Source organism: Niallia sp. WK069_GA_01, from assembly GCF_983173855.1.
The window spans coordinates 4,947,561-4,972,013 of the sequence record NZ_OZ470138.1; the positions used below are offsets into that span (position 1 = coordinate 4,947,561).

Genomic DNA, 24,453 nt, shown 5'->3' on the forward strand with positions numbered 1-24,453 from the left:
ATGACTTTCTACCGTTTTAAATTTTTTCTAAATCCTTTGTGATTGTATTTTCGTACAGATTGTCCATTCCCCATTCAAAATTTACTTTTTCATCTAATTAGAATCTTTAATTCTTTTACTCTTGGCGATTCTTCTCACCCCTAGTTTAACTTTATTTTAACATTTATTGGTATTTTATATTTTTTGAAACTATCAATATAATAAAAAAACTCTGCCCCGTTAAGAGCAGAGTTGAAAGAAAGATTAATCAAAGTAGATTCTTTTCTTGGGAATCATCATACAATTTTTATAAAAAAGTTTAATCAAAACTTTTTGAAAATCCTTCTACAATAACCTTAATTTACGGTTTGACCTTCTGCAAAACGCTTTTTATAAACAGTAAGACTTTATTTCATCAACACGAAAATCTATATCTGATCTAATATATAAAAGAGTAAGAAATGATTAGTTCTTTGCTATGTTTAGAAAATTGCCTTTCCTTCTTAAAAAAATTTACAATATTACAATTGTCCAAGTTGCAAGTAGCCAAAAATCTTGTAAATACTGTCCATGTATGCCTTGAGGTTATATATGGTCTAGCTGCTTTAATACTTTTAATCTTGTTGACAGACCTACTGACGAACCGTCTTTAATTCTTTAAACCTAGTTGATAAGTTTGCTCCAGTATTTATTAATTTATCCATTCTCTTGACAGAAGACCAAAATATCTCTATATTCGATAGATTTTAACTTAGAGGAAATTTGCTTACCACTAATCAGAATACCATTTAACGTCGAAATATAATTTTTTTAGTACATTATTCGATGTTATTTTTCAAACTGACAATTCTACGATTAAGTCTAATTCGTTCATAGTACTTCACTTTTATTCATCTTAATCTTATTCGCCTTATTCTTATTCAGTGAAATTTTATTATTAGTAAAATATACTGCTGCACAAACAAGAGGTATGACTCCTGCGATGATGTATAGACTTCTAAAAGAAGTGAGAGATTTTAAAGTACCCATAAGATAGGGACCAACACCCAATCCTAAATCTAAACCAATAAAGTAAGTAGATAAGGCAATTCCAATTTTGTGTTCGTTAACTAGTTTAAGACAAACGGCTTGACCATTTGACATAAAGGTACCATACCCTAAACCGACTAATCCTCCAGAGATTAATAACATCGTACTGTTAGTAGTTATACTTAACATAAATAAACCCGCTGTCAAAAAGAAATAACTAGGGTACATTACATACTGTTCACCTTTTAGATCAAAAATCCGACCAGTCAAAGGACGAGTGAATGTTATTACTAATGCATATACCACAAAGAATAAAGATCCTGCCGTGACTAGATGAATCACTTTCGTATAAGAAGACAAGAATGCTAGCACACTAGAATAAGAAAGGCCCATTAGAAAGGCGATACCTGTTATAAATAGCGCTTTTTTTTCTATAAAGCTCTGGATACTCCAAGAGTTTAATTGAGCTTTTTGTTCTCCGGATAACTGAATATTTTTAACAGGAAATATAAAGCAAGAAAGAGTCACTAAAGAAATTAAAATAATGGAAAACCAAATAATAAAAATGAAGTTTGTCATATTCAGCAAAATCATTCCAATGAAAGGTCCAATAGCCGCAGCCAAGCTTGTGCTTAATCCATAATAGTTTATTCCTTCTCCTTTTTTAGCCGCAGGAATATATGCTGTAACAATAGCATTGGTTGCCGTAGAGATTACTCCGTATCCGAAGCCGTTTAAAAGCCGAACTATATACAAAATATGGATAGTAGGGGTAAATAAATAGGCGATCGTTGTAAAAAGATAAAAAATTGCTCCACCGCGTAAAACGATTTTTCTCCCAAATAGTTCTAACTGTTTCCCCATAATTAAGCGAGCTAGCAATGTTCCAATAATATATATTCCTGAAGCAAATCCAGCTTCACTTAAAGTAGCATGTAAATTATCTTGAGCAATTACTGCGATGATAACCATCAAAAGATAATAGACTAAGTAGACAATAAAATTAATTAATGTAATTCCGATAAAATGTTTATTAAAAAGTTTCTGTTCCATGTAGTTTTCCTATCTCCTTAATTTAAGTAAACTTTTTATTTCTCGATTTGTACTTCTACATTGTGATCATTTTAGGGGTAGCTATCTAATAATTGTTCAATAAATAGATCATGTGTGGACGTGAATAAGTGCAGAAATTCCTTACAGTCTTGATTTGGTTTACTTCCCATTATTCTTACCAATTCGGTTGAGTCTTGGTGAGCATCATTCAAAAATACGAACGATGCTTTCCTATTGAATCTTGTTCGGAATGCTGTTTCTAGTCGATTAATAATTGCATTAAGCCAAAAATTCATGTTCAATCGCCTTCTTTATATAAGATTACAAGGGAAGTATAACAAATATGTAGAATGTTAAAAAATGCAATGGTAATATATTTACGTACATAACAAATGTTAATATCTTTTGTAAATTACTACGTATAAAAAAAATTCTGATTTTGACATATTTTTAAGGTCTAATTATTGGTGGGGGGGATTTTTTTGGATAATAACGTGTTAAAGGAATATGTTGAAAAAAATCATTTACCAATTGTCCAAAAGGGTTATCATAAGTATTTAACCTTTGAAGGTGTAGAGGATTGTTATACTTATATTTTGAAGAGTGGTGTTGTAAAGGCAAGTGTAATTTCTAATGATGGTCGCGAATTTAATCTTAGATACATTACAGATCTTGAAATAGTTTCCATATTAAGGGATGAGTATTCACAATTTATTGATTCACCTTACAATATCCGCGTTGAATCAGAGACTGCTGAATTTTATCGAATTAATCGTGTCAAATTTTGGAAGGATATCAACGAGAACCCCGAATTCCAACGTTACGTAAAAGATTTCTATAGACACCGTTTGCTTTATGTTATGAAGAAAATGCAACAGATGTTGTTAAATGGTAAATTGGGTGCTGTCTGTACACAGCTTTACGATTTGTATGATCATTTTGGTGTTCGAACACCTGATGGAATAATGATTGATTTCCCAGTTACGAATGAAGAAATTGCAAAGTTCTGCGGCATATCAACAGCAAGTAGTGTTAGCAGAATTTTAAAACAATTGAAGCAAGATGGCATTATAACTATTAAAAATCATCGAGTATTTATTACAAACATGGAACTATTAGAGGACAATATTATATTTTGATTTCCTACTCTTATTCTAATATTTTGAATAAATACCCCAAAAAGAGATTTAATTTCTTAATATCAAGGTTCTCCTTCATTTCATATGAGTTCCGTGTCCCCCGTGTTACTAACTTGGGGGCCTTTCTTTTTATACGAATTCTGGATCATGACTCTCACTATGGTAATACTTTAATGCGCTGGGAGCCAAAGTATACCTCCCCATCACTAAACCCTTTGTATAATTTCTTCTTTATCATTTTCTCAAAGAGTGCTTTTCTAACATTACATTCAATATACAACTCATATTAAATTACTAAATAACCTTTTCCATCACTTCTATTCCGTAACTGTTAAAAACCTCAATCAATGTCTCTGCTTCAGATTTAATTCCTAAGGTAGTATTCACTTTCGCGCCATTCGAATCAATATACTCATAACTCAAATTTTTAAATCCACCTCTAGGTCCAACATGTTTGATGACATTTTTGGCTGATTTATATTCTTCCAGTCGTTTAGCTTCTCGTTCTCCTTTCTCTTGTAAATATTTTTCGTCTATAACCTCAAGTGACTTCCATAAAACATCTATTGTTCCTTTACCGGGAAAGTTCACACTAACAAATCGATTGAAACTTCGACTCCATATCCCTTGACTGCCAACTGTAAAGCCTTCAGTCCCTTCTACTAATCCTGGCAAATACTTTGTTAAGTCTGTCGTTAAACGTACTTTAATTTTTTCAACCATAGTCTATGCTCCCTTCTAAAAAAAAACATCCGTTCACTTATTTTAATAATAAGCGAACGGATGTAAATTGTATAAATACTTAAACAACTATTTTATTTTTTAATCGATATTTAGCTCCCTTTTAGTTCTTCCCTAAAACCCCTGAAAATGGCCTGAAATCAGCCTTCTGGCTTGCATAGAATATTCAGATAATGTTAAAGAGTTGGTACCGATAATGAAGGAAAGAATCCGGAGAAAAGTTGCGATTTGAGATGGCATTACAATTAGGAAACCTACTGAATAGGGATTGGACAGATATTGAGCAAAAGAAAAAGACTGAACCCGTATTGGATTCAGCCTGGATTTGTATTGATTTTATAATTGAAAAACCGATTGAATACATATCGGAACTACCCGCTGCACTTCCCACTTCCTTTGCCGTTTGGATACCAACTATTTAGCAGTAGGTACCGACTTTTTAGCTTGGAGAAGAAGAAAGTGGCGGGGGGATAATCGATGTCATCACGAAAAAAAGTCGTTCACAATAAAAGTGTGTATCCCTTTATTTTACTGTGAACGACTTTTCCCCTTTAAATAATCCTAAAATTGCTTTAATTTGTTGTACTTCAAAGCTTAAGGAAAAAAGTCATTCATAATTTAAAAAGTCATAATAATTCTAATAAAGAAATAAAATATATGTGAAACAAAAGAATAATTACTTGTTTTTGAGTTAAATTTAAATAACCTTTTTGTTCTCTCAAGATTTTATTCGAACTATATATATAAATATCTAGGTGTAATGGTCTCTCCTATGCTTAATCCTTTTGTATCCTCATCAACAAACCAATCATATGTTTCGACTATTGAATTTAATACGCCTTCAATCGTAACTTCATCCGATTCTTTCATATAATGTATTATTGTACCCAGCAACCTGGTATTATATTTCATTAACCTAAGAGTAATTAAATTCAAGTTGTCAGGTACATTCACTCCAGAGTGAACAATTTTATTTCTTATTCGATAAATCCTATTTAAATCATTTGCAACCAATCCATTAATTTCTTTTACTCTCTTCTGTGTTGATTTATGCTTCTTCAGTAGACCATTTATTTCCATAAACCTTCTTACTAAAATAATATCAGTTTTAGTAATTTCCATTAGTTCACGAACCTTATCTTCATTTTTCAAGTTATTTGCAAACTTAATCTTTTCATACTTCCAACTTCCTGCACTTTTACACTCACTAATAAAGTTATCTAGTTCACTTGTTGTTTTAGAATATTCATTTATTTCTTCCCATAATTCATTCATTCTTTGTTTTACATAATATAGGCTTACAACTTTGGGAATCACTTGGCGAATCTTTTCAATAATTGCATCACTAAAATATGGTGTTACCATATGCTCAATTGCTAACCACGCATTAAGAAGTTGATTTTCTAATGTTAAATCCTTTGAATTACTAATTAGCCTATATGCTCTTTCAAGTAGAAATAATTCATTACCTTGTTTGGGATTTTGAATTCTTTTATTTCTTAGCTGAATAAATTCCTTTATGTCCTCTTCTTCCCTATTAGTAATTTTATTTTGTATCGACTCATCATCCTTGACTATAATATCTGTAAATTCCCATTTTAACATGCCTTGTTCCCTAATTAATCCCTTGGTGTTTATCTCTAAGCCTTTGATATTTCCAATAAGTTGATAAATTTCAAGAAATCTGTTGAGTTTTTCAGTTAAGATATCAGACGCTTTATATTTATCAGCTGCTACTACTTCTTGTTGTATGTAGTATACTCCCTCTTTTTTAGGGAACAAGTGGTTTTCAATTTTTATAAATTTTAAAATATTGTCAGAAAACATTTTTATATCTTCTACTTTTAAAAGTAACTGTTCATTATCTAAATTTATTTTCTCTAGTATGGATTTTGGAAAGTGTAATCTAACTATATAAGAACTTTCTTTGTTCACAAAATTTTCTTTAGTAAAATCTCTTTGTAGATTTTCAATATAAGAATCGGAACCAGATGGTTCATTCGATTTGCTGTAATGTTCAATCCACTCTTTTATATGTTTGTGGGAATGCATAAATAACGATTCATTTACTAGAGAGTCAACAATTATATCCACATCGTTAAATTGAAAGGCTTCTACTTGTTTAAGAATTATTTGAAAATGAGAATTAATTATATCTATTTGATTCATTTTCTTATTTAGAGAAACAAGCGAGTTAATAGCTTTATTAACAACTAGTTGAAAGCTTTCTACTTCATTCTTATTGTTTTTAGACTTCAAACAATTATCAATTAATTTTTTTACTTGTGAAAAATCTTTTGTTAGTTTTTCACATTTAAAAATTGGATTATACCCTATAATAAAACTCAGTTCTTCAAATAAATATGTCATTGCTTTATTTAGTCTTCTTACTTCTACATCATTTTTTGCTAATTTTATTTCAGTATTTACCTCTATAATTTCTTTAATTAAGTACCTAAAGCTTTCAGACCTCTTTAATATAAGATTATTTTCTTTATTAAAGTAGCTAAAAAATTTCATTACAAAATAATCCTTTGCGTTTTTTATCCATTTTTTTTCATTTTCTTGTTTGTTCTCCTCAATTTGTTCTTTAGATGGTACGTCAGCTTCCTTAACCCCATTCTCTTTCTTGGACATTTTATATTCATCACCTTATTATTAGTTCATATATAGCACTTGACAACTCAATTATTATATATATAATTAATGTATACAAGGTATTTTTTTATTTATCTTGAATAAAATAAACTCTAAAGTACACGGATGCACCTGCGGGGGTTGAACGATGATTAATCCTCAACTTCCTATACGGTGTCTCCAATTACGATATAAAAAAAGGTGCCCTTTAAAGGGCACCTTTTTTACTAACAAGAGATGATTAAAGTTTCAATTTGTGAGGTACTATTTTGGAAAATTTGATATTATGAGCATTTACTTCATCCTTAATAAATTTTTTCAATTTAAGTGGAACATCTGCACGTAAACCTGCTCTTCTATATAATTGCCACTCCTTAACCTGACGATTAATAAACTCATTATCAAGAATCCACTTAACACGTCTTATTTGAAAGTTTTCGATAGATTCTACCACCGATTCAATATAGCCAAGGGTCTCAGGGAAAAAACTCGGATATTTTTCTAGCCAATGTATTTTTTGTGTTTTTTTTCCTATAGAGGTTTTTGTTTTTCGCTGTGGCTTTTTATTTTCTTTATCCCAATTTTGAACAATTATTATCACTTTCTGTAGCAACTCTGTATCCCTTACAACCCAATCAACCTTTACTTCTTGTTTTTTAGGTTGGAACAATGATGTTGGATTATTTTCCATTAAAAACTGTTTATCATGCCTGTACAACCAAATATAAGTTGCAGGAATTAACGCTCTTATTCCCTTTTTATTCAAATGCGGATTTTCTTTAATTTTATTCACCCATAAATCATAATGATTTACCTTGTTAATTGTACTTTCACTTTTCTTAAGTGGAATATATCCCCTTGAGGGTTTCCATTTATCCAAAACATTGTTCTTTTCTGCATATTTTTTTATTGTAGCTATATCCGCCTTAAGCAATTTAGAAATAGATTTTATCCCTGCGCCTTCTTGAATAAGCCTAACCAACCTTTGCTCCCAAACTTCTCCAAAATCCAACACTTTACTTTTTCCATTCAAATATCTTCGTTCTTTAAAACCACATGCACATAGATAGTCACCATATACTTCTTTGCAATCACTTGAATAATTGATACAGTTTAATTCTGTTTTTTTATCACAAACTGGATTATGACATACCCAAGGACCATTTCCAAAAGGGGAATAAGTATATTCATTTGTAAAAAATTCAGCAGCAGAATGACAGAGCTGGGGGGAGAAGTATTAAACAAGATAATTAAGACGAGGCAAAAAGTAGATGATTGAATATGAAAAATTACTGAAACAATTATTGCAAATGAGTAAATTGTGTAGAAATTGTTGAAACTCTATCATTTACTACAATAATCATGAGTATCCTCAAATTTTCTAATATTTTCGCATTTGACAAAATATAAAAATTTCCAAACAAACACAACATATAGTATATTTTAACACCAAACATATACTATATGTTGTTTAACAAGGAAAATAATGCTATAATTCTTAATTGTGGGGGTAGAAAAGTAAATACCTAGATTACAAACAAGGAGGTGAACTAAATGGTACGAGTACGAATCAATACTTCGCAAGTTAATAGAGCAATTAGAGAGTTAAATAGAGAAGTAGATAAACAAGTAAAACGAGAAATGCAGAAGCTCGAACAAGTTAAAGAGAAAGCTAAAATAAAAAAGCCCTTATTTGTTTTGCAGAACAAATAAGAGCCATAGAATTATATATCCACGTTTATATTACAATAAATTTCATTTTTATTAAAGAGGACTTACGTTCGCCTCCCACACCATATTAACTAATGAGGTGATGTATAGATGGATAAAAATCAGCATGTTACTCCACATTCTAAAGGTGGTTTTCAAGTTAAAGGTGCAGGAAATACAAGAGCTACAAAAGTTTTTAACACTCAACGAGAAGCTATTTCATTTGGAAGAGATGTTGCAAAAAATCAACAATCTGAACTTTTCATTCATAACAAAAAAGGACAAATTAGAGAAAGAAACAGCTACGGAAACGACCCTTACCCACCGAGAGGTTAATTGAAATAAAATCCATAAGGATTCAATAAATGTTTTTACTGCAACAGGGAGGAATCGCATACTCCCTGTTCTGTTCGTAGCCTGCTCTAATGTCGCTATTATGAGAGTACTGGTCTCTATTTTTATCGGAGAGAATGCAAAAAAAGAGCCGTCAGCTCTACTGACCATAGTATAATGGGTCAGTAGAGCTGACGGCTCTTAAACTAGAAAAGGAAAAAGGCTATTTGTTCCTCTTTGCTTGGCGGCCAGAGAACAAATAACCTCCCACTTACTATGCATATTTTACTAGATTGTCCTCTTACTTTCAAGAAATATAAAAGATTCATCGAAACTTACAATGAAAATACTTTTTGTCCTTGCTGCGGGAGGATTACCAGAAAACACGGGAAATATGAAAAAACAGTTCATTTTAAACATCAATCCTTCCGGATTCCTATCATGCGAAGAAGATGTCCCGTTTGTAATATGACTTTTTCATTAATGCCTTGCTTTTCTCTCTCGTGGGCAAGGTTTGCGAATCATATTTATGAATTTTTTGTACGGTGGTTGATGGCGGGAATTCCTATTAGTCAGTTAGCTGAATGGTTAACCACTTCTTCTGTTTCTGTGATATCCCTTAAAACTCTCTATAGATGGAAGAAACATTTTTTTAATTTTCTAGGGGAATGGTGGATTAGCCAACGAAAAGAATGGGCTGTGAAGTTCCAAGAAGCAGATGGATTACTGTCTCTTTATCGACAAGGAATAACCTCTAATCAAGAGATTCATTTTCTTCTCTCTTTCTATTTTGGTAAAAAAGAGTCTATTCCTTGTAAAGGAAGGCTATTTTCTATGATTAATCTCCGCCAACGTTTCTCGTACTCCTGAAGTCAGTGAAGCTGTCGGATTAATTACGCAAAATTGGATTTATTTCCTTTTTCTTACTCCACAAAATATGTCCCTATTCTACAAAAGGTAATTCGGGGAAAATGGGGTTAGTTCCCTATTTTATGGTAGGAAAGGAGAAAACAAGATGAATGAAACGATACGTAATGAATTAGCTGCTTTTCGATTTGGATTAATTGCTCCAGTTGTTCAAAGACAGCTACAACCTGGGGAAAGGTATGCCCTTTTGAGGGAAATTGCAAAGCAAAGGTATACCATCCCAGGCAGTGAACGAAGTACAGTAAGTGTTCGATCATTAGAAAGGTACCTTCAAGCATATGAAGAGAAAGGGTTTGAAGGCCTGAAGCCTCAAGTAAGAGAAAAAAAAGGAAGTTTACAAAATCAGAACCCAGATATACTGAAACGTGCAATCGAATTACGAAAGGAATTACCTAGTCGAAGTGTTGAACAGGTCATCAGAATACTAGAGTTAGAGGAAACAGTTCCATTAGGTGTCCTCAAACCACGAACTTTATCTCGTTATTTTCAAGAAATGGGCTGGAGTAAAAAGGACCTTTACCGTGCGGTAAAGAAGGAGTTTCGTCATTTTGAACATGATACACCAAATGATTGTTGGCAGGCAGATACGCAGCACACTCTTTACTTACCCGATCCAAAAAATCTTGAAAAACGTAAAAAGGCTTATCTTATAGCTATAATCGATGATCATAGTCGCCGAATTATGCATGCGGAATTTTTTATGGAAGAAAGGTATCCTCGTCTTGAAAGGTGTGTCCAAAAAGCTGTTTTAAAGTTTGGAGTACCCAACCTGTTTTTCTGTGATAATGGCTCCGTTTATAGTGCTAAGCAGTTTCATATTATGTGTGCGAGAATGGGGACTAAGCTTATCCATGCTAAGCCATATTCGCCAGAATCAAAAGGGAAAATTGAGAAATTTTTTCAATTTGTAGATAGTAGCTTTACTGGAGAAGCAAATTTATTAATTAATCAGGGGAAGCTCTTGACATTGAAGCAATTGAACAATTACTTGGGCTCTTGGTTAGAAGCTTATGATAACCGAATTCATCGAAGTACAAAACAAACACCTAAAAAGCGATATGAAGCACAGGCAAATCATACGCGTCACCTTCCTGCAGAAATATTAAAAGACATTTTTCTTTGGGAAGAGGAACGAACTGTCCGAAAAACAGCAATAATTGAACTAGAAGGAAATCAATATGATGTTGATTCCTCCTTACGCGGGAAACGAATTCAAATCAGATATAATCCGTTTGATTTAACAACCATTCAAGTATGGAAGGATAATGAACGCTTCGAAGATGCGAAACCGGCAGTACTTCGAAATCAAAGCCACTCCAAATTACCGGATGAAACAGATAACGTTCAAACGCCTGCAGGAGTTTCTAGTTTCTTAGAGCAGTTGAAAAAACATCAGGAAGAAGAAAAGCGAAAACAAATAGGGACTACTAGTTTTGCCAAATTAAAAGAGACACAATCAAGGGGGAATGAATCATGTTAGACTTTTTTGAAATGAAGGCAGTTCCTTTCACCCGTGAAATTTCTCCAATGCACTTGTTCCATTCCTCCAGCCAAAAAGAAGCTGCTGCCCGTTTAGAATATTCGGTACAACAGCGTCAGTTTTGCCTTTTAACAGGAGAAGCAGGGATGGGGAAATCAACGGCTATTCGATCATTGGTCCAGCAATTAGATCCGATTCATTATCATTACCTATATATTTGTGATTCTTCCCTAACACCAAAACTTTTTTATAGAGAAGTTCTGCAGAACTTCGGTATCCAACCAGCCTTTCGATCAACAGATGCGAAGCGTCAATATCAGTCTTTGATGCTTGATATTTATGAGAATGAAAAAAAGCAGATAGTCGTTATTTTAGATGAAGCTCATCATTTTTCCGATTCTATGCTACAAGAACTTCGCTTCATTCTTAATTTTAAAGAAGATTCCATGTCCCCTCTATCCCTTATCGTGGTGGGGCAATCTAGTTTACGGAATCTATTAAGGGTAAAGCAAATGGAAGCCATTGAACAGCGAATTCAAATGCGATATCAAATAAGTGGTCTAACAGAAAAAGAAACGAATGAGTATATTCGTCACCAATTAAAAGTGGTAGAAACACCCCAAGAAATCTTTTCGGAAGAGGCTATTACAGCAATTTATAACTTCAGCCAAGGGATTCCAAGAAAAATTAATACACTATGTAGTCAAAGCCTATTAGATGCTTTCATACAAGGAAATAAGATTGTGGGAGAATCCCATATCCATCGGGTAGTAAATGAACTGTAGAAGTGTAAGTACCGATTATTATGTACAATTGGAGAATGGAATTGTCGAGATGGAAGCAACCATTGAGCGGTTAAGAACGGAAATAAACGAGTTAATGGAAATTAGAAATACCTTGTATCAATTGAATGGTTTGCTTAAAAAAGAATCGAAGGATCTGATAGGGGATTTGACATTTTAAACCATCGGCAATTAAGCTGACTTTTGTAAATGCCAGTGGCATTGAGGGTGACTGTTATTCAGTTGCCATGTCACTGCCACTGGCCAGTTAACCGCCATCGAAAGTGGCTGCGGACACTGTTCCCTTATGACTTTTTGTATATATTAAAATTAGTATTTAAGGAACTTTTCCATTTCTTCTGGGGTTAAATCTTTCGGTTCTATTCCGCCTTTTTCTTGACAATAATCCCACAAGGCTCTAACCTTTACCTTCGGTTCATTTGGGTTTCGAGGATAAGCAAATATTCCGTCTGTAAATGCATTGTCAAACTCCTCAATTTCCTTAATCAATTTTTCACCAGCAAACATTCCCTTAACCTCCTTTAATTAAAGAAGCCTTATCTTAATGTGACAAGTCAGACTCAATCCCTTATTTTTCTTGTCTTTATCTAAACCTCATTTGGATGAAATCACCTTTTCATATTCCTCTTTTAATTTGACCCATTTACTAATATCTCTATGTAAATCTTGGTGAACTTCCTTTATTCCTACATAGGTCAATACTTGAACAATCATACGAATTATTATGTCAGTAGAGTAATATAAAATTTCACATTCTCTTTCTGGTTGTGGTTCATATCTATCAAAGTTAAACCCTTTACCCTCTGTATCCGAGCCATAGGATACATATGTTGTTGGATTAAAATGAACATAACTATGAAACTTTCTATAAATATTATTATAAACTAACTCATTATCTGTCTTTTTTGCCAGTTCATGTATATCCTTGAAAGGTCCTAAATCTGCAAACTTAATCCCTTTTACACTTCTTCTTACTGATTTCAAAAGTTTTTTATCAGCAATACCAGTAAGTTTTATTTTATAACCAATACGATTATTTATCATTTGGTTTAACTGGTATTTATTTAACTTATCATAATTCATGATTACTTCTGCTTTATAGTCTGGATTAATTATATAACAAAAGTGCAAATAGCTCTCTACCAATACTCTTAACAGCGGTATTGCCTCAATATAACCGTTCTGAAGCTCTTTTGAATAAATAAGCATATTTATAGCTTTGAAGTTTCTTTTACATTTAATGTAGGAAAGATAAAAGAATTGTTTTAACTCAGGGTCAACATTTTGTCTAAACTCCTCTGAACCTTCAATATCATAAAATATTTCATAAATAGTCTGTGAGTATTCTTTTAGATTAGATAAATGCACATTGATACCCATATCTAATTATCTCCTTATCCCTTATTGTTCTCATAGTAAGATTCACATAACTCTAACCAAATAGATTAAATATCTTTTTGTAAAATTTCTATAAACTATTGCATTTTCCTTCCTTTGTTTTACATCTTTTATCTTTCCACCACCTACATTAAATGAATATCTTTTATTTTAAATTCTATTACTGTAGCTTTGGAATAAAGTTTGATTAAAAATATGGTGAAAATGTTGATATATCAATACAACTAATTTTTGTATTTGAAAAAAAGATTGATCAAAACCTTTAATTTTTATATTTCAAACCACATGTTTTTAAAATAAAGTTTGATCAAAAAAAATCCCAAAAACCTTGATATACCAATATTTCCACGAAAACATGCACTATATTTTGATCAATCCTTTTTATAAACGGTCAAACTTTGTTTTAAATAGTCGGACTTTATTTTAATCTACAATTACCCCTAAAAATTCAAATTCAACTTAGATTCTATATTCATAAAGTCCTGCCTTCTATATAGTTGAAAAACTAAGTTGTACACTCGACCTTCCTCCACCCCTTCTCATAAACCCTTGCCATTCCTGCCTTTATCCAACTTCCCAATTTCTGTAGTTAAATATTAACGGTAAATATTCCTCCTTCTTTTCTTCCTATTTTCTGTCAGAAATCAAGATTTTCAGGAAAACATAGTTGGTAAATGAAATGACAGGAATTAGGAGGTTCAGAAGGGTGTTCTCCTGCGTTTTGTCATGCGTTTTTTCTCCCCTTTCTTTCTCCCTTCTTTTTAAAAACCATTGGTTTTTCAGGCTTTTCCCCTGCTTTTATATTCGCTTTCCTCTTGCCTTTCTCATGCTTTTTCCAGGATTTTTAGAAACAAAAAACACGAGGAAAACTGGAGAGTTGCTCCAATTTTCACTCGTGCTATTTACCGTTTATGATTTGCGGTAACATCGATGTTGGTTTGGAATAAAGTTTGATCAAAAGGATGTGGAAAACATTGATTATATATATAGAAGAAACCCATTCGTTTTGAACAAAGATTGGTCAAAGTGGATTTCCTTTTAATAACTCGGTTAGATTTTTTTATAAGAAAGTTTAATTATTTCTAACTCCTTCTTCAACTAAAGCCCCCTATAGTTTAAGTACATCGCTTCACATACTCTTTTCAGTAACAAAGCTGAATAATAGGCATAATCTTAAATCCCCTAAATTGACATATCGAAAAAAACCGATATATAATATGATACATGGAACCAATTGATATCTTTAAGGCATTATCAAACGAAACTCGACTTAACATTTTACAGTGGTTGAAAGAGCCAGAGAAGCATTTCCCTAAACAAGGCGCTCACCTGCCAAAGGAGGTAAGCTATAAAGGCGGAGTATGTGTAGGAGATATACAAGAAAAGGCTAAAACTTCTCAATCTACGGTCTCTCACTACTTAAATATAATGCAGAAAGCTGGTCTACTTGAATCAGTTCGTTATGGTCAATGGACTTATTATAGAAGGAACGAAGAAGTTATTCGTCAGTTTGCTGAATATTTTAAAACAGAAATTTAAGCCAGTTGATTTCTGTTTTAAAATATGCCTTACATCGATTATTCCAGATATTTAAATATAGATACTTAGAAGGATTTATCTAATGAGTTACTTTTCATATCTACTAGGGTTCTTAGCAAGTGCAAAACTTAGCTTTGCGGGAACATTTATGATGAACTCCGGAAAACCATTGGACAGCTAGAAACAAGTTTTTATAACCTTTTTTTGGGGACAATAATTACGGTCCTATTATATGCACAGCATGTAAAATCAAACAAAAATGCTACCTCATAGGGGTAAAGTAACCCAAAAAGATAGACAGATTATTTAGTTATTAAGTAATAATTAGTATTTCCCCTAGTATCGTGGGTAATTTAAATAAAATTATTTAAAAAGGAGTTTTTATGATGAAACATTTATTTAGTCCCTTTAAATTAAAAGGATTGGAAGTAAAAAACCGTATAGTTATGCCTCCAATGTGCCAATATTCAGTGGAAAAGAAAGATGGAGTTGCAACTGATTGGCATTACTTACACTATGTAAATCGAGCAATCGGTGGGGCTGGTTTTATTATCGTTGAGATGACAGATGTAGAACCTGATGGGCGAATTACAGACTTTGACTTAGGATTATGGTCAGACGAACAAGTTCCTCCTTTAGCACGAATTGTTGAAGCTTGTCATCAATATGGAGCCAAAGTAGGTATCCAGATTGCTCACGCTGGACGTAAAGCAGAAGATGCTGAAGAACCTGTTGCTCCTTCTGCTATTCCATTTGATGAAAATTCAAAAACACCTAGAGCTCTTTCAACTGTTGAAGTAAAAGAAATGGTAGAAAAATTTCGTAAGGCAGTACAGCTTGCAGTAAAAGCAGGATTTGACGCAATTGAAATCCATGGTGCACACGGATATTTAATTCATCAGTTCCATTCTCCTTTAACCAATAAGAGAGAAGATGAATATGGAAAGGAACTAACTATGTTTGGTCGGGAAATTATTGAAGCTGCTAAAGACGAAATGCCAGAAGATATGCCATTAATAATGCGTATATCCGCGAAGGAATATGTAGAAGGTGGATACGGTATAAAAGAAAGTATAGAATTTGCTAAAAAATATCAACAGGCAGGCGTAGATATGTTTCATCTCTCTTCTGGAGGAGAAGGTCCTATATCTGCTTCAGGAAGACCTGGTACACATGCTGCTTATCAGGTTTCACTTGCAAGGGATATAAAAAATGCCCTTAATGTTCCAGTGATTGCAGTTGGAAGATTGGATGAACCTATTTTAGCAAACTCTGTTATTGGAAATGAAGATGCCGATCTTGTAGCTATCGGAAGAGGGATGTTAAGAAACCCTCATTGGGCACTAGAAGCTGCTACTATACTTAAAAAAGAGACTTATATACCAAAACAATATACAACTGGATTTAGAATTTAATATCACTTAATCATACTTGAAAGTAATTACTAAAAGGCAATCCTCGCATTATGAGGATTGCCTTTTAACTGTCTTTAAATCTTTAACTAATTAACAGTAACTATTTTACAATTGCTTTGTATTCCCTTATCTAGCTTTCCAATTAGAAAATAATTAAAAGCTGCCATAACGACAGCCCGGTTTTCCACCCTATAGATTAAGTAAGAATTAACTTAAAAGAAAATCTACAACTAATTTATTAAATTTTTCTGGATTGGCAGAATGCATTCCATGTGTACCGTTTTCTTCAGCTGTAATTACTTGCAGCTCAGAACCTTTAATATTGTCTTGTAACCAATTCCAGAGTAATGGTGAAGCGAAATGACTTGCCCCTCCCATTAGTATCATAGTAGGAATCTTTATGGTTGGTATAATATCTCGCCAATCCCTGGCTAAATGATCCCGTAGCAGGCGTGTGAGCATTTTGTCTCTTAGCGTTGGCTCAGGCTGTTCCTGTTCAGTCACACTACTCAATGGGATGAGAGGCTCCCAAATATCCTTCTTTTGGAATATCCCTGTGTACATTTCTTTTTCTTCTTCTGACCAAGTCGGGTCAACAATTAGACAAGGTGCTTCATCTTCAAGAATATACTTCATTATTTTATCCTGTCCAAAGATTGAAAAATAGCACCATGCGACAGCATTTCCCATTGAGTGAGCTAAGAGAAAAGTCTTATCCAGTTCCACATGCTCCATAAACTCATAGAAATCTTTAGCCAATCGTTCTATATGATAGCCATACTCTGGAGTATCTGAAAGACCGTGTGCACGATAATCAAATGTGTATACGGTGAAGTGCTTCCCCAACTCCTCATAATTCTTTGAAAAACCTGTTGTATCCTGAGTATACCCACTCAGGATGACCAGTGGGTTGCCAGTACCGGAAATGCGGTAAAAAAGTTTTACCCCATCAGAAGTTGTAAAGTAATTTTTATTAACGTCCATGTTTTAACACCTCAATAAATTATAGTTTTAAACGTCCAAATAAACCCCCTTCTGAGGGATAACGATTGACTGTGCCATCAAGAATATCAAGGAAAATTTCACTTGTTACAGAAACGATGCAAGACATTAGATGTCCGCCAGTAATGTTCATCTCTTTGTCGGCAGTAGTGATATGAGTGTGGATAAACAGTTCGTCTTCTGCTGTCATGGTGATGTTGCCTGTAAGTGAGGTTATTTCCCTAGAACCCGTCAAATCTTTAAACACAAATGTATCCGAAGCCTTGTCATAAATACGGGTCCTCAACTCTTCAGTTGCACCAATTCCCTGAATAATGCCTGAGCTTATATCCTCTTTAACACATACATCAGTTATCGAGGCGATAATTTCATCACCAGCATCAAGGCGTATCACCACTTTTGAACCAAATCTTTTGTATTCCATGATTTTCTCTCCTTATATAATAAAGTCAAATCCGATGATTAATTAGAAATTCATTAATGAAATTTTTTGCCACGCCGTGATATTGTGCGTCAACGATGTGTAACTTGAAGATTGGAAAAGAAAGCCTCGGTGCCGATGTCTACAAACAGACCGATATTGCCTGTTGTTACTTCCGCCATTGTTTTATCTAAAGTAAGACGTTCATTTCCATCGACAAAGACTGTAAGACGAGTCTCATCAATTTCCAGCTTTAAATTAATCCATTCGGAAGGACCGATATTCGCCCCTGCTTCAAATCGACCATCTGGGTATTCCTGTCTTAAACGTTCGAAACGCCAATCGGGGTATGCAAAATACTGAACGGCACGTTTATCACGAGGAGGTTCAGGATTTACTTTCAATCCGTTTAAAGGACGAACATAGGCTGCTTCGAAAGAATCATCGCCGATTCGGTACGACAATCCTGCGAACCCACGTGCATGATCCGGTGCATCATCCCTCAACCTGCTGTACACATTTACTGAAATCGTTCCATTCTTAAAAACTGCAGGTATCATTAAAAATGTTGGCATATCGACGAAATCAACATCAGGTACACCTTTTGAAACTTCATCTGTCAAAGTAACACGAAGAGCTTGTTTCCCTTCTATAGTAACCGGTGTGGCGGTCACAGACTGCAGCACTGCTCCTTCTGGCAGTGTCCCTAAATCGTAAGTGATGGTCTGTGTACTCATAATGGTTTCCTCCTTTAATCAAACGTTCTGGTGCGAGGGTTCTATGGCGGATAGCACCTGATAGTTGTTTCTCAGTTCTTCTTTATCTCACTTTTTATACTTTGGAAGCTTCCAATCCAATATCAGCCCTCTATTCTTGAGCAGGTCTGTACACTCCTGGAATCTTTAATCCCGTCTGAAGTATCAGTTTAATAAATTTAATTTATTACATATTGCTAACTATCTCTGCTGTTGTCATTTTTGTCGCTATATTGTTCATAGCATAGTTTAATGCTGCTTCTTGCCATTCTTCACTAATAGTTGATGTTCCATCCGTTGCAATGACCACATTATATCCATGATCTGCGCCATCCCTACAGGTATGCTCGACAGCCATGTTCGTCCATACTCCTGTAACGATAATTGTTTCAATGCCTAATCCTCTTAATAAGGTATCTAATTGAGTACCATTAAAGGCACTCATCGTAGACTTTTCAATTACGAAATCTCCTTCTTTAGGCTTTACTCCTTCAACTGATGCAGCTCCCCAAGTTCCTCTAACGATACTTCCTGTTTCCGCTATGGCTCTAAATATTGGAGCTCTATTACCTATACCTTTTGCTCCCTTTTCAACGACAAACAGGTTCTGGAAAACAGGGATTCCTACCTCTCTTGCTTTATCTGCAATAGCTTTAATATTTTCAACAACATTTTGTTTCTTAGCATGTTCTACAGCACCCGAATCTTCGAATTTTCCGCCTTTCATTAAATTATCATTTTGTAGATCAACAATTAGTAAAGCTGTTTTATTAGCGTCAAATTTCATTTTGTATCTACTCCCTTATCATTCCATATTTTTGTATGTCGTATATCAAAAAAATTTATTAGTATAACTAAAATAACATTTGTGTATTTGGGTAAATTTATCATCTACTAAGAATTTACAACGACAATTTTCCCATTTGCCACATTGCATTCCATCATGAGATGCGCCTTATCGATTTCATCAAGAGGGAATACTTTTGCAATTGGAACATTAATTTTATGCAGTTCGATATGGTTAAAAAGTTCACCCAATAATTGTTCTTTAAAATTTACTCCGCTATCAAACTGAGTAAAATAGGTACCAGAAGGAATATCCATCATAGGCTCAAAATTATCCAGCACCCATTCACCGCCTAATATACCAGTCATACATAAGATTCCATGTTCTGAAAGTAATTTCAGCGAACTTTTTAACGTGACCGTACCTACTAGTTCTAAAACTTTGTTCACGCCGTTTGGAAAAAGTGAGAAAAGTTTTTCTGATAAACTTTCATCATCTAGCAAAACAAAATCAGCACCATATTGCTTTAAAAACTCCAACTTGTTTTTATTCCGGGTAGTCGAAACCACAGTGGCACCGACACTTTTAGCAAGTTGCAGCGCAGCTAGACCAACAGAGCTGCTTCCTCCACGGATCAGAAGGGTTTCTCCTTTCTTCAGCCGTAATGTATCAAAAAGGGAAGCATATGCTGTGTAATACATTTCAGGAATAGCAGCAAGTTCTACCCAGTCCATATCGTTGTTAATCGGATAAACCTGAGAGGAAGGAATAAGGGCGTATTCCGCATAACTCCCATCAAATTCTCGCCCAAGCCCACCCATTAGGGATACAACCCGTTGACCTTTTTGAAAAGAACTATCTGATGGATCTTCAATTTCTCCTGCGCATTCAATCCCAATTATTCGGGGGAGTTTTACTGATGGTGAATCTCCCTGCCGTGTAAAAATTTCCGACCGATTGATACCAAACGCCTTAATTTTTATCAACACCCACCCCGTCTTCACCTTGGGAATGGGAACTTCCTGTACAGCCAATTCACTTGCCGTACAGGGTTTTTCCAAGACAACTGCTTTCATTTAAAGTCCTCCTTATCGTTACTTATTAATAAGACCTTCCTTTATTAAGAAGTTTTTTGCTACATCTTCAGCTTTCTTTCCTTTTACACCAACTTCATAGTTCATTTTTTGCATCTGGCTGTCGGTAATCTTTCCGGCAAGTTTGTTCAATGCTGGTACAATCTCTGGGTATTTATCGATGGTTTCTTGCCGTAATAAAGGAGATCCTTGATATGGCGGGAAGAAATGTTTATCATCTTCAAGAACAACCAAGTGATATTTTTGCAGTTCACCATCCGTTGAATAGGCATTCATCAGATTTACTTTACCTGTTTGAATGGCATGATACCTTACAGACGGGTCCATTGTAACAATTTTAAAATTCAATCCATATGTCTTTGCCAAGCCTGGATATCCATCTTGTATATCGGCAAACTCAGGATCAAAACCAGCTGTTACATACTGCTCTACTTTTACGAGGTCGGAAATCTTTTTCAGGTTATATTTTTTTGCAAAATCTTCTGGGACTGCTATAGCATAGGTGTCGTTAAATTTCATTGGAGATAGCAATACCATGTTATATTTTTTTGCCATGCCTTCTTTTGCTTGTGCATACACTTCTCTACTATTTGTACTTACAGGGTTCTCTTTAAGGAAATTGACAATCGCTGTTCCAGAAAATTCAGGATAAATATCAACATCCTTTGACTTTAAGGCATTAAAAACAAAAGTCGTATCACCTAACCCTGTTCTCAACTTCACTTTCAAATCTGTATTTTCTTCGATCAGTAATTTATACATATTGTCCAAAATTTCCGGCTCCGGACCGAACTTGCCAGCGATTGTAATCGTCTTTTTCTCTTTTGGAAAAAGTGCCGGACTAACCATAGAGCCCACGATTAGAACGATAACAAGCGCAAAAGCACCAGAGGTGACCATTATTTTTCTAAAGGAAATCGTTTCTAGTCTTCGGAGTAGTAGATCAAAAATAATTGCTAAAAGTGCGGTTGGCACAGCTCCTAGAACAATAAGTGAATAATCATTTCGGGATATTCCAAGTAAAATAATGTCCCCTAATCCACCTGCTCCGATTAGTGAAGCAATTGTGGCAGTTCCAATAATAAAAATTGTAGCTGTTCGGATACCTGCCATGATGACAGGCATGGCTAAAGGAAGCTCAACTTTTAATAGTCTTTTTCTTCTGTTCATTCCCATGGCGCTTGCTGCTTCTAGTAAGGAGGGCTCTACCTCTTTAATTCCGGTATAGGTATTGCGTAACAGGGGAAGCAATGCATAAGCGATTAACGCAATCACAGCAGGGACGGTTCCTATTCCGAAAAGCGGAATCAAAAGACCTAATAAAGCTAAAGAAGGAATGGTTTGTAGCACTCCTGTAATGCCGATGATATATTCCGCAATTCTTTGTTTTCGTGTCAAATAAATACCTAGTGGTATCGCAATAATCAATGAGAAAAAAAGCGCGATTAACGATATTTCGATATGTTGCAAAAGAGCGTTCAAAAGCTGAGATTTCCGATCTGTCATAACACTTATCAAATTATTCATGAATTTGCCCCCCCTCTCTCAAATATCGTGACATCACCTTCATTGCATTTTGTCGGCTGATATTCCCGATTGCTTCTCCATTTTCTTCAACAGTAATGTGTTCGAACAATGCTAGTTGTTCTAATACCTCATCTACTGGAGTTGAAAAGGAAATGGTTTTTGTGTCGGACAATAATACATGTTCATCTGTAATGGGTGTGATAAGTTCCTCCAAATGAATAGATAATTTCCGGTTGCCAACAAATTCACGTACAAAATCATTGGCAGGATAGGTTAAGAGTTCGTGCGGGCTCCCAACTTGAACAATCTCTCCATCTTTCATCAGACAAATACGATCTCCGAGCTTCAGAGCTTCTTGCATATCATGAGTAACAAAAACTATGGTTTTTTTCAGTTTCCGTTGAATTTTAAGCATATCGTCTTGCAATTTTTCCCGGCTAAATGGATCAAGCGCGCTAAAGGGTTCGTCCATCAAGATGATTTCAGGGTCCGCAGCTAAAGCTCTTATTACACCTACTCGTTGCTGTTGTCCGCCCGAAAGTTCACTAGGTTTTCGATTTCGATATTCTTTTGGATCAAGACCTACCATTTTAAGCAATTCATCCACACGAGCTGCAACCTTTTCTTTGCTCCAACTTTTTAATTCTGGTACAACTGCAATGTTTTCAGCAATTGTCATATGTGGGAAAAGCGCAATTTGCTGAAGAACATACCCAATATTCCAACGAAGTTCATTGATATCATAGTCGCTTATTTTCTTCCCATTAATCCAAACCCAACCTTTTGATAATTCGATGAGGCGATTAATCATTTTTAATGTGGTTGTCTTACCAGACCCACTAGGTCCGATTAATACTAAAAATTCGCCTTTCTTTATTTCAAAATCTAATGACTTTACGGCAAAGGTTCCACTAGGGAATTGTTTCGATACTTGTTCAAATCGAATCATTTTACCTCTCCTTTCATTTTTCTTTTCCCACTTTCTAATCGATAAATCTCAATTATATAGACATCTATCTATTTATCAAAATAAATTAAAATCTTTCTAAGATTTTTTCTAACAAATGTTCCAACTGTTCTTTTTCGGTGTGCGTTAACCCCCCGTAAATAACAGTGTTTAGTTTTTCCGAGATTTCACGAAATATCGGTTCCAACTGGGTTCCCTTTTCCGTAAGATTGATTAAAGTAATTCTACTGTCCTCCTTACTCTTATTTCTCTCTACAAACCCTAGTTTCTGTAACTTATCAATTAAAACTGTTACTGTCGGTTGAGTGCGATGAATTTTTTCAGCCAGTTCCTTCACGGATAAGCCATTTTTTCCGTAAAGGCGCACTAAAATATCCCCATGAGATGGGGCGATACCATCTACTCCGTGTTTGTTAAGCTCCGACAAAATCAAATTGTTTACTGCGTCTCTAATCTTACCAACTTTTGATGCTGCGTCATATTTTATCATGTTTTCTATTATACATAGATGTCTATGTATTTTCAAGTGAATAAATGAGTCAATAGAAAAATGTCCTATTGACTCATTTATTTATTATTGATTCGCTTTTTTTACCCACTCCGCAACTGTAACAGTCCGTTTGGCTTGATGTTTTACAGCTGCTTGAACGTCTTCAATCATTTTTCCATCCTGACCTACAGTAACACTTGTTCCATATGGATTTCCACCCGCTCCAAATGTAACCGGATCAGTATAACCAGGAGCAGCAACAATTGCACCCCAGTGATACATTGATGTATATAGTGATAAAATTGTTTGTTCTTGACCACCGTGAGGGTTTTGAGCTGAAGTCATCGCACTTACTACCTTATTAGCAAGTTTTCCGTTAAACCAAAGACCACCTGTAGTATCTAAAAATTGCTTCATTTGTGCTGGCATATTACCAAATCGGGTTGGAACGCTGAAAATAATCGCATCTGCCCATTCAAGATCATCTAATTTTACCTCTGGAACATCTTTTGTTGCTTCAACATGAGATTTCCAGACTGGATTTCCTTCAATTGCTGATTGTGGAGCTAATTCAGGTACTTTTAAAACTTTTACTTCCGCACCTGCTTCTTTTGCACCTTCTTCTGCCCATTTTGATAATTGATAGTTAGTTCCACCCATGCTGTAATAGATGACTGCTAATTTTACATTTGACATTGTTTCAATCTCCTTTTCTGATGAAGTTCCAAATAACCTGGATAAAAAACCCATATTTACACCTTCTCTATTATTTCCTTATTTTAAATTTTTTATTTATCACATGGATTTAAGTATTAATTTTCATAGTCTGGGTCTAGATAAATGAAAAGTCGATTTATCTTGAAATCCCTTATTTCAAATACATTACAAAAGCGTCCTGCATGGGTGACTCCGGCGCGCCACTCTTTTCCATTGGCAGTAACACCTGAACTTGTACCCTCTACGACAACCGTGTCTCCTTGAAATATATAGTTAAAATAAGCATAGTCGTGGGTGATGGATTTAAGTTTTGGACCACTACCACTCTCAAAAAGAAGTTTTTTAATTTCCTCCATTCCAGTTGCCATTCCCATCTTCGGGAAATAAAACTGGGCATCCTCGGCAAATAATTCAATAAAGGCAGGATTGCCCTGATCCATTAGTTTAAAGTATTCAAGCGCAATTGACTTTCGTTGTTCATCTGTCATTGTTTGTTGTGTATTTGTCATT

Annotated in this window: 26 protein-coding genes and 1 pseudogene; 10 read left to right on the plus strand and 17 right to left on the minus strand. The window is 34.6% G+C overall.

Annotated features, from left to right (window positions below; translation table 11 throughout):
• Nucleotides 1–849: 849 nt before the first annotated feature.
• Both AC5LWL_RS23025 and AC5LWL_RS23030 read right to left on the minus strand, forming a co-directional pair.
• A complete protein-coding gene (locus AC5LWL_RS23025; protein WP_493436469.1) occupies nucleotides 850–2,061 on the minus strand; it encodes an MFS transporter in 1,212 nt (403 codons plus the stop codon).
• A gap of 71 nt (nucleotides 2,062–2,132) precedes the next feature.
• Nucleotides 2,133–2,357 carry a hypothetical protein gene (locus AC5LWL_RS23030; protein WP_493436470.1) on the minus strand — a complete coding sequence of 75 codons (225 nt, stop codon included), beginning with the start codon at nucleotides 2,355–2,357 and terminating at the stop codon, nucleotides 2,133–2,135.
• A gap of 186 nt (nucleotides 2,358–2,543) precedes the next feature.
• Between AC5LWL_RS23030 and AC5LWL_RS23035 the strand changes: the two genes are divergently transcribed.
• Nucleotides 2,544–3,200: a Crp/Fnr family transcriptional regulator gene (locus tag AC5LWL_RS23035; RefSeq protein ID WP_493436471.1), complete on the plus strand. Its 657-nt coding sequence runs from the start codon at nucleotides 2,544–2,546 to the stop codon at nucleotides 3,198–3,200.
• 294 nt (nucleotides 3,201–3,494) lie between these two features.
• Here the strand turns inward: AC5LWL_RS23035 and AC5LWL_RS23040 are convergent, their stop codons facing one another.
• Entirely contained in the window at nucleotides 3,495–3,923 is a 429-nt protein-coding gene (locus AC5LWL_RS23040) for a hypothetical protein (protein ID WP_493436472.1), read from the minus strand.
• Nucleotides 3,924–4,162: 239 nt separating this feature from the next.
• On the opposite strand from AC5LWL_RS23040, the gene AC5LWL_RS23045 reads away from it, so the two are divergent.
• On the plus strand, nucleotides 4,163–4,363 hold the full coding sequence (locus tag AC5LWL_RS23045) for a hypothetical protein (protein ID WP_493436473.1): 201 nt from the start codon (nucleotides 4,163–4,165) through the stop codon (nucleotides 4,361–4,363).
• 313 nt (nucleotides 4,364–4,676) lie between these two features.
• On the opposite strand, the gene AC5LWL_RS23050 is transcribed toward AC5LWL_RS23045, so the two are convergent.
• Both AC5LWL_RS23050 and AC5LWL_RS23055 read right to left on the minus strand, forming a co-directional pair.
• The gene (locus AC5LWL_RS23050) at nucleotides 4,677–6,578 is read right to left on the minus strand and encodes a hypothetical protein (RefSeq protein WP_493436474.1); all 1,902 of its coding nucleotides are present in this window, start codon (nucleotides 6,576–6,578) and stop codon (nucleotides 4,677–4,679) included.
• 241 nt (nucleotides 6,579–6,819) lie between these two features.
• A pseudogene (locus AC5LWL_RS23055) lies at nucleotides 6,820–7,782 on the minus strand (TnsD family Tn7-like transposition protein); the annotation flags it as partial.
• Between the two features lie 350 nt (nucleotides 7,783–8,132).
• Here AC5LWL_RS23055 and AC5LWL_RS23060 point away from each other — a divergent pair.
• The 6 genes from AC5LWL_RS23060 to AC5LWL_RS23085 all read left to right on the plus strand — a co-directional run bounded on the left by AC5LWL_RS23060 (nucleotide 8,133) and on the right by AC5LWL_RS23085 (nucleotide 11,991).
• Nucleotides 8,133–8,291 (plus strand): hypothetical protein, encoded by a 159-nt coding sequence (locus AC5LWL_RS23060; protein ID WP_493436475.1) that lies wholly within the window; start codon nucleotides 8,133–8,135, stop codon nucleotides 8,289–8,291.
• Between the two features lie 108 nt (nucleotides 8,292–8,399).
• Nucleotides 8,400–8,624: a DUF2188 domain-containing protein gene (locus AC5LWL_RS23065; RefSeq protein WP_493436476.1), complete on the plus strand. Its 225-nt coding sequence runs from the start codon at nucleotides 8,400–8,402 to the stop codon at nucleotides 8,622–8,624.
• Nucleotides 8,625–9,173: 549 nt separating this feature from the next.
• A complete protein-coding gene (locus tag AC5LWL_RS23070) occupies nucleotides 9,174–9,491 on the plus strand; it encodes a hypothetical protein (RefSeq protein ID WP_493433165.1) in 318 nt (105 codons plus the stop codon).
• Between the two features lie 145 nt (nucleotides 9,492–9,636).
• On the plus strand, nucleotides 9,637–11,028 hold the full coding sequence (locus tag AC5LWL_RS23075) for a transposase (protein WP_493433164.1): 1,392 nt from the start codon (nucleotides 9,637–9,639) through the stop codon (nucleotides 11,026–11,028).
• On the plus strand, nucleotides 11,022–11,813 hold the full coding sequence (locus AC5LWL_RS23080) for an ExeA family protein (RefSeq protein WP_493433163.1): 792 nt from the start codon (nucleotides 11,022–11,024) through the stop codon (nucleotides 11,811–11,813). Before AC5LWL_RS23075 ends, AC5LWL_RS23080 begins: the two co-directional genes overlap by 7 nt.
• Nucleotides 11,803–11,991, plus strand: coding sequence for a hypothetical protein (locus tag AC5LWL_RS23085; RefSeq protein ID WP_493433162.1), 189 nt, complete (start codon nucleotides 11,803–11,805; stop codon nucleotides 11,989–11,991). Before AC5LWL_RS23080 ends, AC5LWL_RS23085 begins: the two co-directional genes overlap by 11 nt.
• Before the next feature lie 149 nt (nucleotides 11,992–12,140).
• On the opposite strand, the gene AC5LWL_RS23090 is transcribed toward AC5LWL_RS23085, so the two are convergent.
• Nucleotides 12,141–12,338 carry a hypothetical protein gene (locus tag AC5LWL_RS23090; protein WP_493436477.1) on the minus strand — a complete coding sequence of 66 codons (198 nt, stop codon included), beginning with the start codon at nucleotides 12,336–12,338 and terminating at the stop codon, nucleotides 12,141–12,143.
• A gap of 87 nt (nucleotides 12,339–12,425) precedes the next feature.
• Nucleotides 12,426–13,211, minus strand: coding sequence for a DUF5677 domain-containing protein (locus AC5LWL_RS23095; RefSeq protein ID WP_493436478.1), 786 nt, complete (start codon nucleotides 13,209–13,211; stop codon nucleotides 12,426–12,428).
• 1,242 nt (nucleotides 13,212–14,453) lie between these two features.
• On the opposite strand from AC5LWL_RS23095, the gene AC5LWL_RS23100 reads away from it, so the two are divergent.
• Nucleotides 14,454–14,768 (plus strand): ArsR/SmtB family transcription factor, encoded by a 315-nt coding sequence (locus AC5LWL_RS23100; protein ID WP_493436479.1) that lies wholly within the window; start codon nucleotides 14,454–14,456, stop codon nucleotides 14,766–14,768.
• A 386-nt stretch (nucleotides 14,769–15,154) separates the two neighbouring features.
• Nucleotides 15,155–16,183 (plus strand): NADH:flavin oxidoreductase/NADH oxidase, encoded by a 1,029-nt coding sequence (locus tag AC5LWL_RS23105; RefSeq protein ID WP_493436480.1) that lies wholly within the window; start codon nucleotides 15,155–15,157, stop codon nucleotides 16,181–16,183.
• A 207-nt stretch (nucleotides 16,184–16,390) separates the two neighbouring features.
• On the opposite strand, the gene AC5LWL_RS23110 is transcribed toward AC5LWL_RS23105, so the two are convergent.
• The 10 genes from AC5LWL_RS23110 to AC5LWL_RS23155 all read right to left on the minus strand — a co-directional run bounded on the left by AC5LWL_RS23110 (nucleotide 16,391) and on the right by AC5LWL_RS23155 (nucleotide 24,452).
• Nucleotides 16,391–17,167, minus strand: coding sequence for an alpha/beta fold hydrolase (locus AC5LWL_RS23110; RefSeq protein ID WP_493436481.1), 777 nt, complete (start codon nucleotides 17,165–17,167; stop codon nucleotides 16,391–16,393).
• Nucleotides 17,168–17,186: 19 nt separating this feature from the next.
• Nucleotides 17,187–17,609, minus strand: coding sequence for a PPC domain-containing DNA-binding protein (locus AC5LWL_RS23115; protein WP_493436482.1), 423 nt, complete (start codon nucleotides 17,607–17,609; stop codon nucleotides 17,187–17,189).
• Nucleotides 17,610–17,698: 89 nt separating this feature from the next.
• Nucleotides 17,699–18,280, minus strand: coding sequence for a hypothetical protein (locus AC5LWL_RS23120; protein WP_493436483.1), 582 nt, complete (start codon nucleotides 18,278–18,280; stop codon nucleotides 17,699–17,701).
• A 268-nt stretch (nucleotides 18,281–18,548) separates the two neighbouring features.
• Nucleotides 18,549–19,148, minus strand: a complete 600-nt coding sequence (locus AC5LWL_RS23125) for a cysteine hydrolase family protein (protein WP_493436484.1) — start codon at nucleotides 19,146–19,148, stop codon at nucleotides 18,549–18,551.
• A gap of 107 nt (nucleotides 19,149–19,255) precedes the next feature.
• Complete coding sequence (locus tag AC5LWL_RS23130; protein ID WP_493436485.1) at nucleotides 19,256–20,224, minus strand: zinc-binding alcohol dehydrogenase family protein; 969 nt, start codon at nucleotides 20,222–20,224, stop codon at nucleotides 19,256–19,258.
• An 18-nt stretch (nucleotides 20,225–20,242) separates the two neighbouring features.
• Nucleotides 20,243–21,769, minus strand: coding sequence for an osmoprotectant update ABC transporter permease/substrate-binding subunit OpuFB (gene opuFB / locus AC5LWL_RS23135; protein WP_493436486.1), 1,527 nt, complete (start codon nucleotides 21,767–21,769; stop codon nucleotides 20,243–20,245).
• Nucleotides 21,762–22,718 (minus strand): osmoprotectant update ABC transporter ATP-binding subunit OpuFA, encoded by a 957-nt coding sequence (gene opuFA / locus AC5LWL_RS23140; protein ID WP_493436487.1) that lies wholly within the window; start codon nucleotides 22,716–22,718, stop codon nucleotides 21,762–21,764. The genes opuFB and opuFA overlap by 8 nt, the downstream gene beginning before the upstream one ends.
• An 85-nt stretch (nucleotides 22,719–22,803) precedes the next feature.
• On the minus strand, nucleotides 22,804–23,226 hold the full coding sequence (locus tag AC5LWL_RS23145; protein WP_493436488.1) for a MarR family winged helix-turn-helix transcriptional regulator: 423 nt from the start codon (nucleotides 23,224–23,226) through the stop codon (nucleotides 22,804–22,806).
• An 84-nt stretch (nucleotides 23,227–23,310) separates the two neighbouring features.
• On the minus strand, nucleotides 23,311–23,976 hold the full coding sequence (wrbA, locus tag AC5LWL_RS23150; RefSeq protein ID WP_493436489.1) for an NAD(P)H:quinone oxidoreductase: 666 nt from the start codon (nucleotides 23,974–23,976) through the stop codon (nucleotides 23,311–23,313).
• A gap of 62 nt (nucleotides 23,977–24,038) precedes the next feature.
• On the minus strand, nucleotides 24,039–24,452 hold the full coding sequence (locus AC5LWL_RS23155; protein WP_493436490.1) for a nuclear transport factor 2 family protein: 414 nt from the start codon (nucleotides 24,450–24,452) through the stop codon (nucleotides 24,039–24,041).
• Nucleotide 24,453 lies beyond the last annotated feature (1 nt).

Coding starts and splice junctions, on each gene's coding strand:
- AC5LWL_RS23025 (WP_493436469.1), bottom strand. CDS start 2,061: ATGGAACAGAAACTTTTTAATAAACATTTTATCGGAATTACATTAATT.
- AC5LWL_RS23030 (WP_493436470.1), bottom strand. CDS start 2,357: ATGAATTTTTGGCTTAATGCAATTATTAATCGACTAGAAACAGCATTC.
- AC5LWL_RS23040 (WP_493436472.1), bottom strand. CDS start 3,923: ATGGTTGAAAAAATTAAAGTACGTTTAACGACAGACTTAACAAAGTAT.
- AC5LWL_RS23050 (WP_493436474.1), bottom strand. CDS start 6,578: ATGTCCAAGAAAGAGAATGGGGTTAAGGAAGCTGACGTACCATCTAAA.
- AC5LWL_RS23060 (WP_493436475.1), top strand. CDS start 8,133: ATGGTACGAGTACGAATCAATACTTCGCAAGTTAATAGAGCAATTAGA.
- AC5LWL_RS23065 (WP_493436476.1), top strand. CDS start 8,400: ATGGATAAAAATCAGCATGTTACTCCACATTCTAAAGGTGGTTTTCAA.
- AC5LWL_RS23070 (WP_493433165.1), top strand. CDS start 9,174: ATGGCGGGAATTCCTATTAGTCAGTTAGCTGAATGGTTAACCACTTCT.
- AC5LWL_RS23075 (WP_493433164.1), top strand. CDS start 9,637: ATGAATGAAACGATACGTAATGAATTAGCTGCTTTTCGATTTGGATTA.
- AC5LWL_RS23080 (WP_493433163.1), top strand. CDS start 11,022: ATGTTAGACTTTTTTGAAATGAAGGCAGTTCCTTTCACCCGTGAAATT.
- AC5LWL_RS23085 (WP_493433162.1), top strand. CDS start 11,803: ATGAACTGTAGAAGTGTAAGTACCGATTATTATGTACAATTGGAGAAT.
- AC5LWL_RS23090 (WP_493436477.1), bottom strand. CDS start 12,338: ATGTTTGCTGGTGAAAAATTGATTAAGGAAATTGAGGAGTTTGACAAT.
- AC5LWL_RS23095 (WP_493436478.1), bottom strand. CDS start 13,211: ATGGGTATCAATGTGCATTTATCTAATCTAAAAGAATACTCACAGACT.
- AC5LWL_RS23100 (WP_493436479.1), top strand. CDS start 14,454: ATGGAACCAATTGATATCTTTAAGGCATTATCAAACGAAACTCGACTT.
- AC5LWL_RS23105 (WP_493436480.1), top strand. CDS start 15,155: ATGAAACATTTATTTAGTCCCTTTAAATTAAAAGGATTGGAAGTAAAA.
- AC5LWL_RS23110 (WP_493436481.1), bottom strand. CDS start 17,167: ATGGACGTTAATAAAAATTACTTTACAACTTCTGATGGGGTAAAACTT.
- AC5LWL_RS23115 (WP_493436482.1), bottom strand. CDS start 17,609: ATGGAATACAAAAGATTTGGTTCAAAAGTGGTGATACGCCTTGATGCT.
- AC5LWL_RS23125 (WP_493436484.1), bottom strand. CDS start 19,148: ATGAAATTTGACGCTAATAAAACAGCTTTACTAATTGTTGATCTACAA.
- AC5LWL_RS23130 (WP_493436485.1), bottom strand. CDS start 20,224: ATGAAAGCAGTTGTCTTGGAAAAACCCTGTACGGCAAGTGAATTGGCT.
- opuFB (WP_493436486.1), bottom strand. CDS start 21,769: ATGAATAATTTGATAAGTGTTATGACAGATCGGAAATCTCAGCTTTTG.
- opuFA (WP_493436487.1), bottom strand. CDS start 22,718: ATGATTCGATTTGAACAAGTATCGAAACAATTCCCTAGTGGAACCTTT.
- AC5LWL_RS23145 (WP_493436488.1), bottom strand. CDS start 23,226: ATGATAAAATATGACGCAGCATCAAAAGTTGGTAAGATTAGAGACGCA.
- wrbA (WP_493436489.1), bottom strand. CDS start 23,976: ATGGGTTTTTTATCCAGGTTATTTGGAACTTCATCAGAAAAGGAGATT.
- AC5LWL_RS23155 (WP_493436490.1), bottom strand. CDS start 24,452: ATGACAAATACACAACAAACAATGACAGATGAACAACGAAAGTCAATT.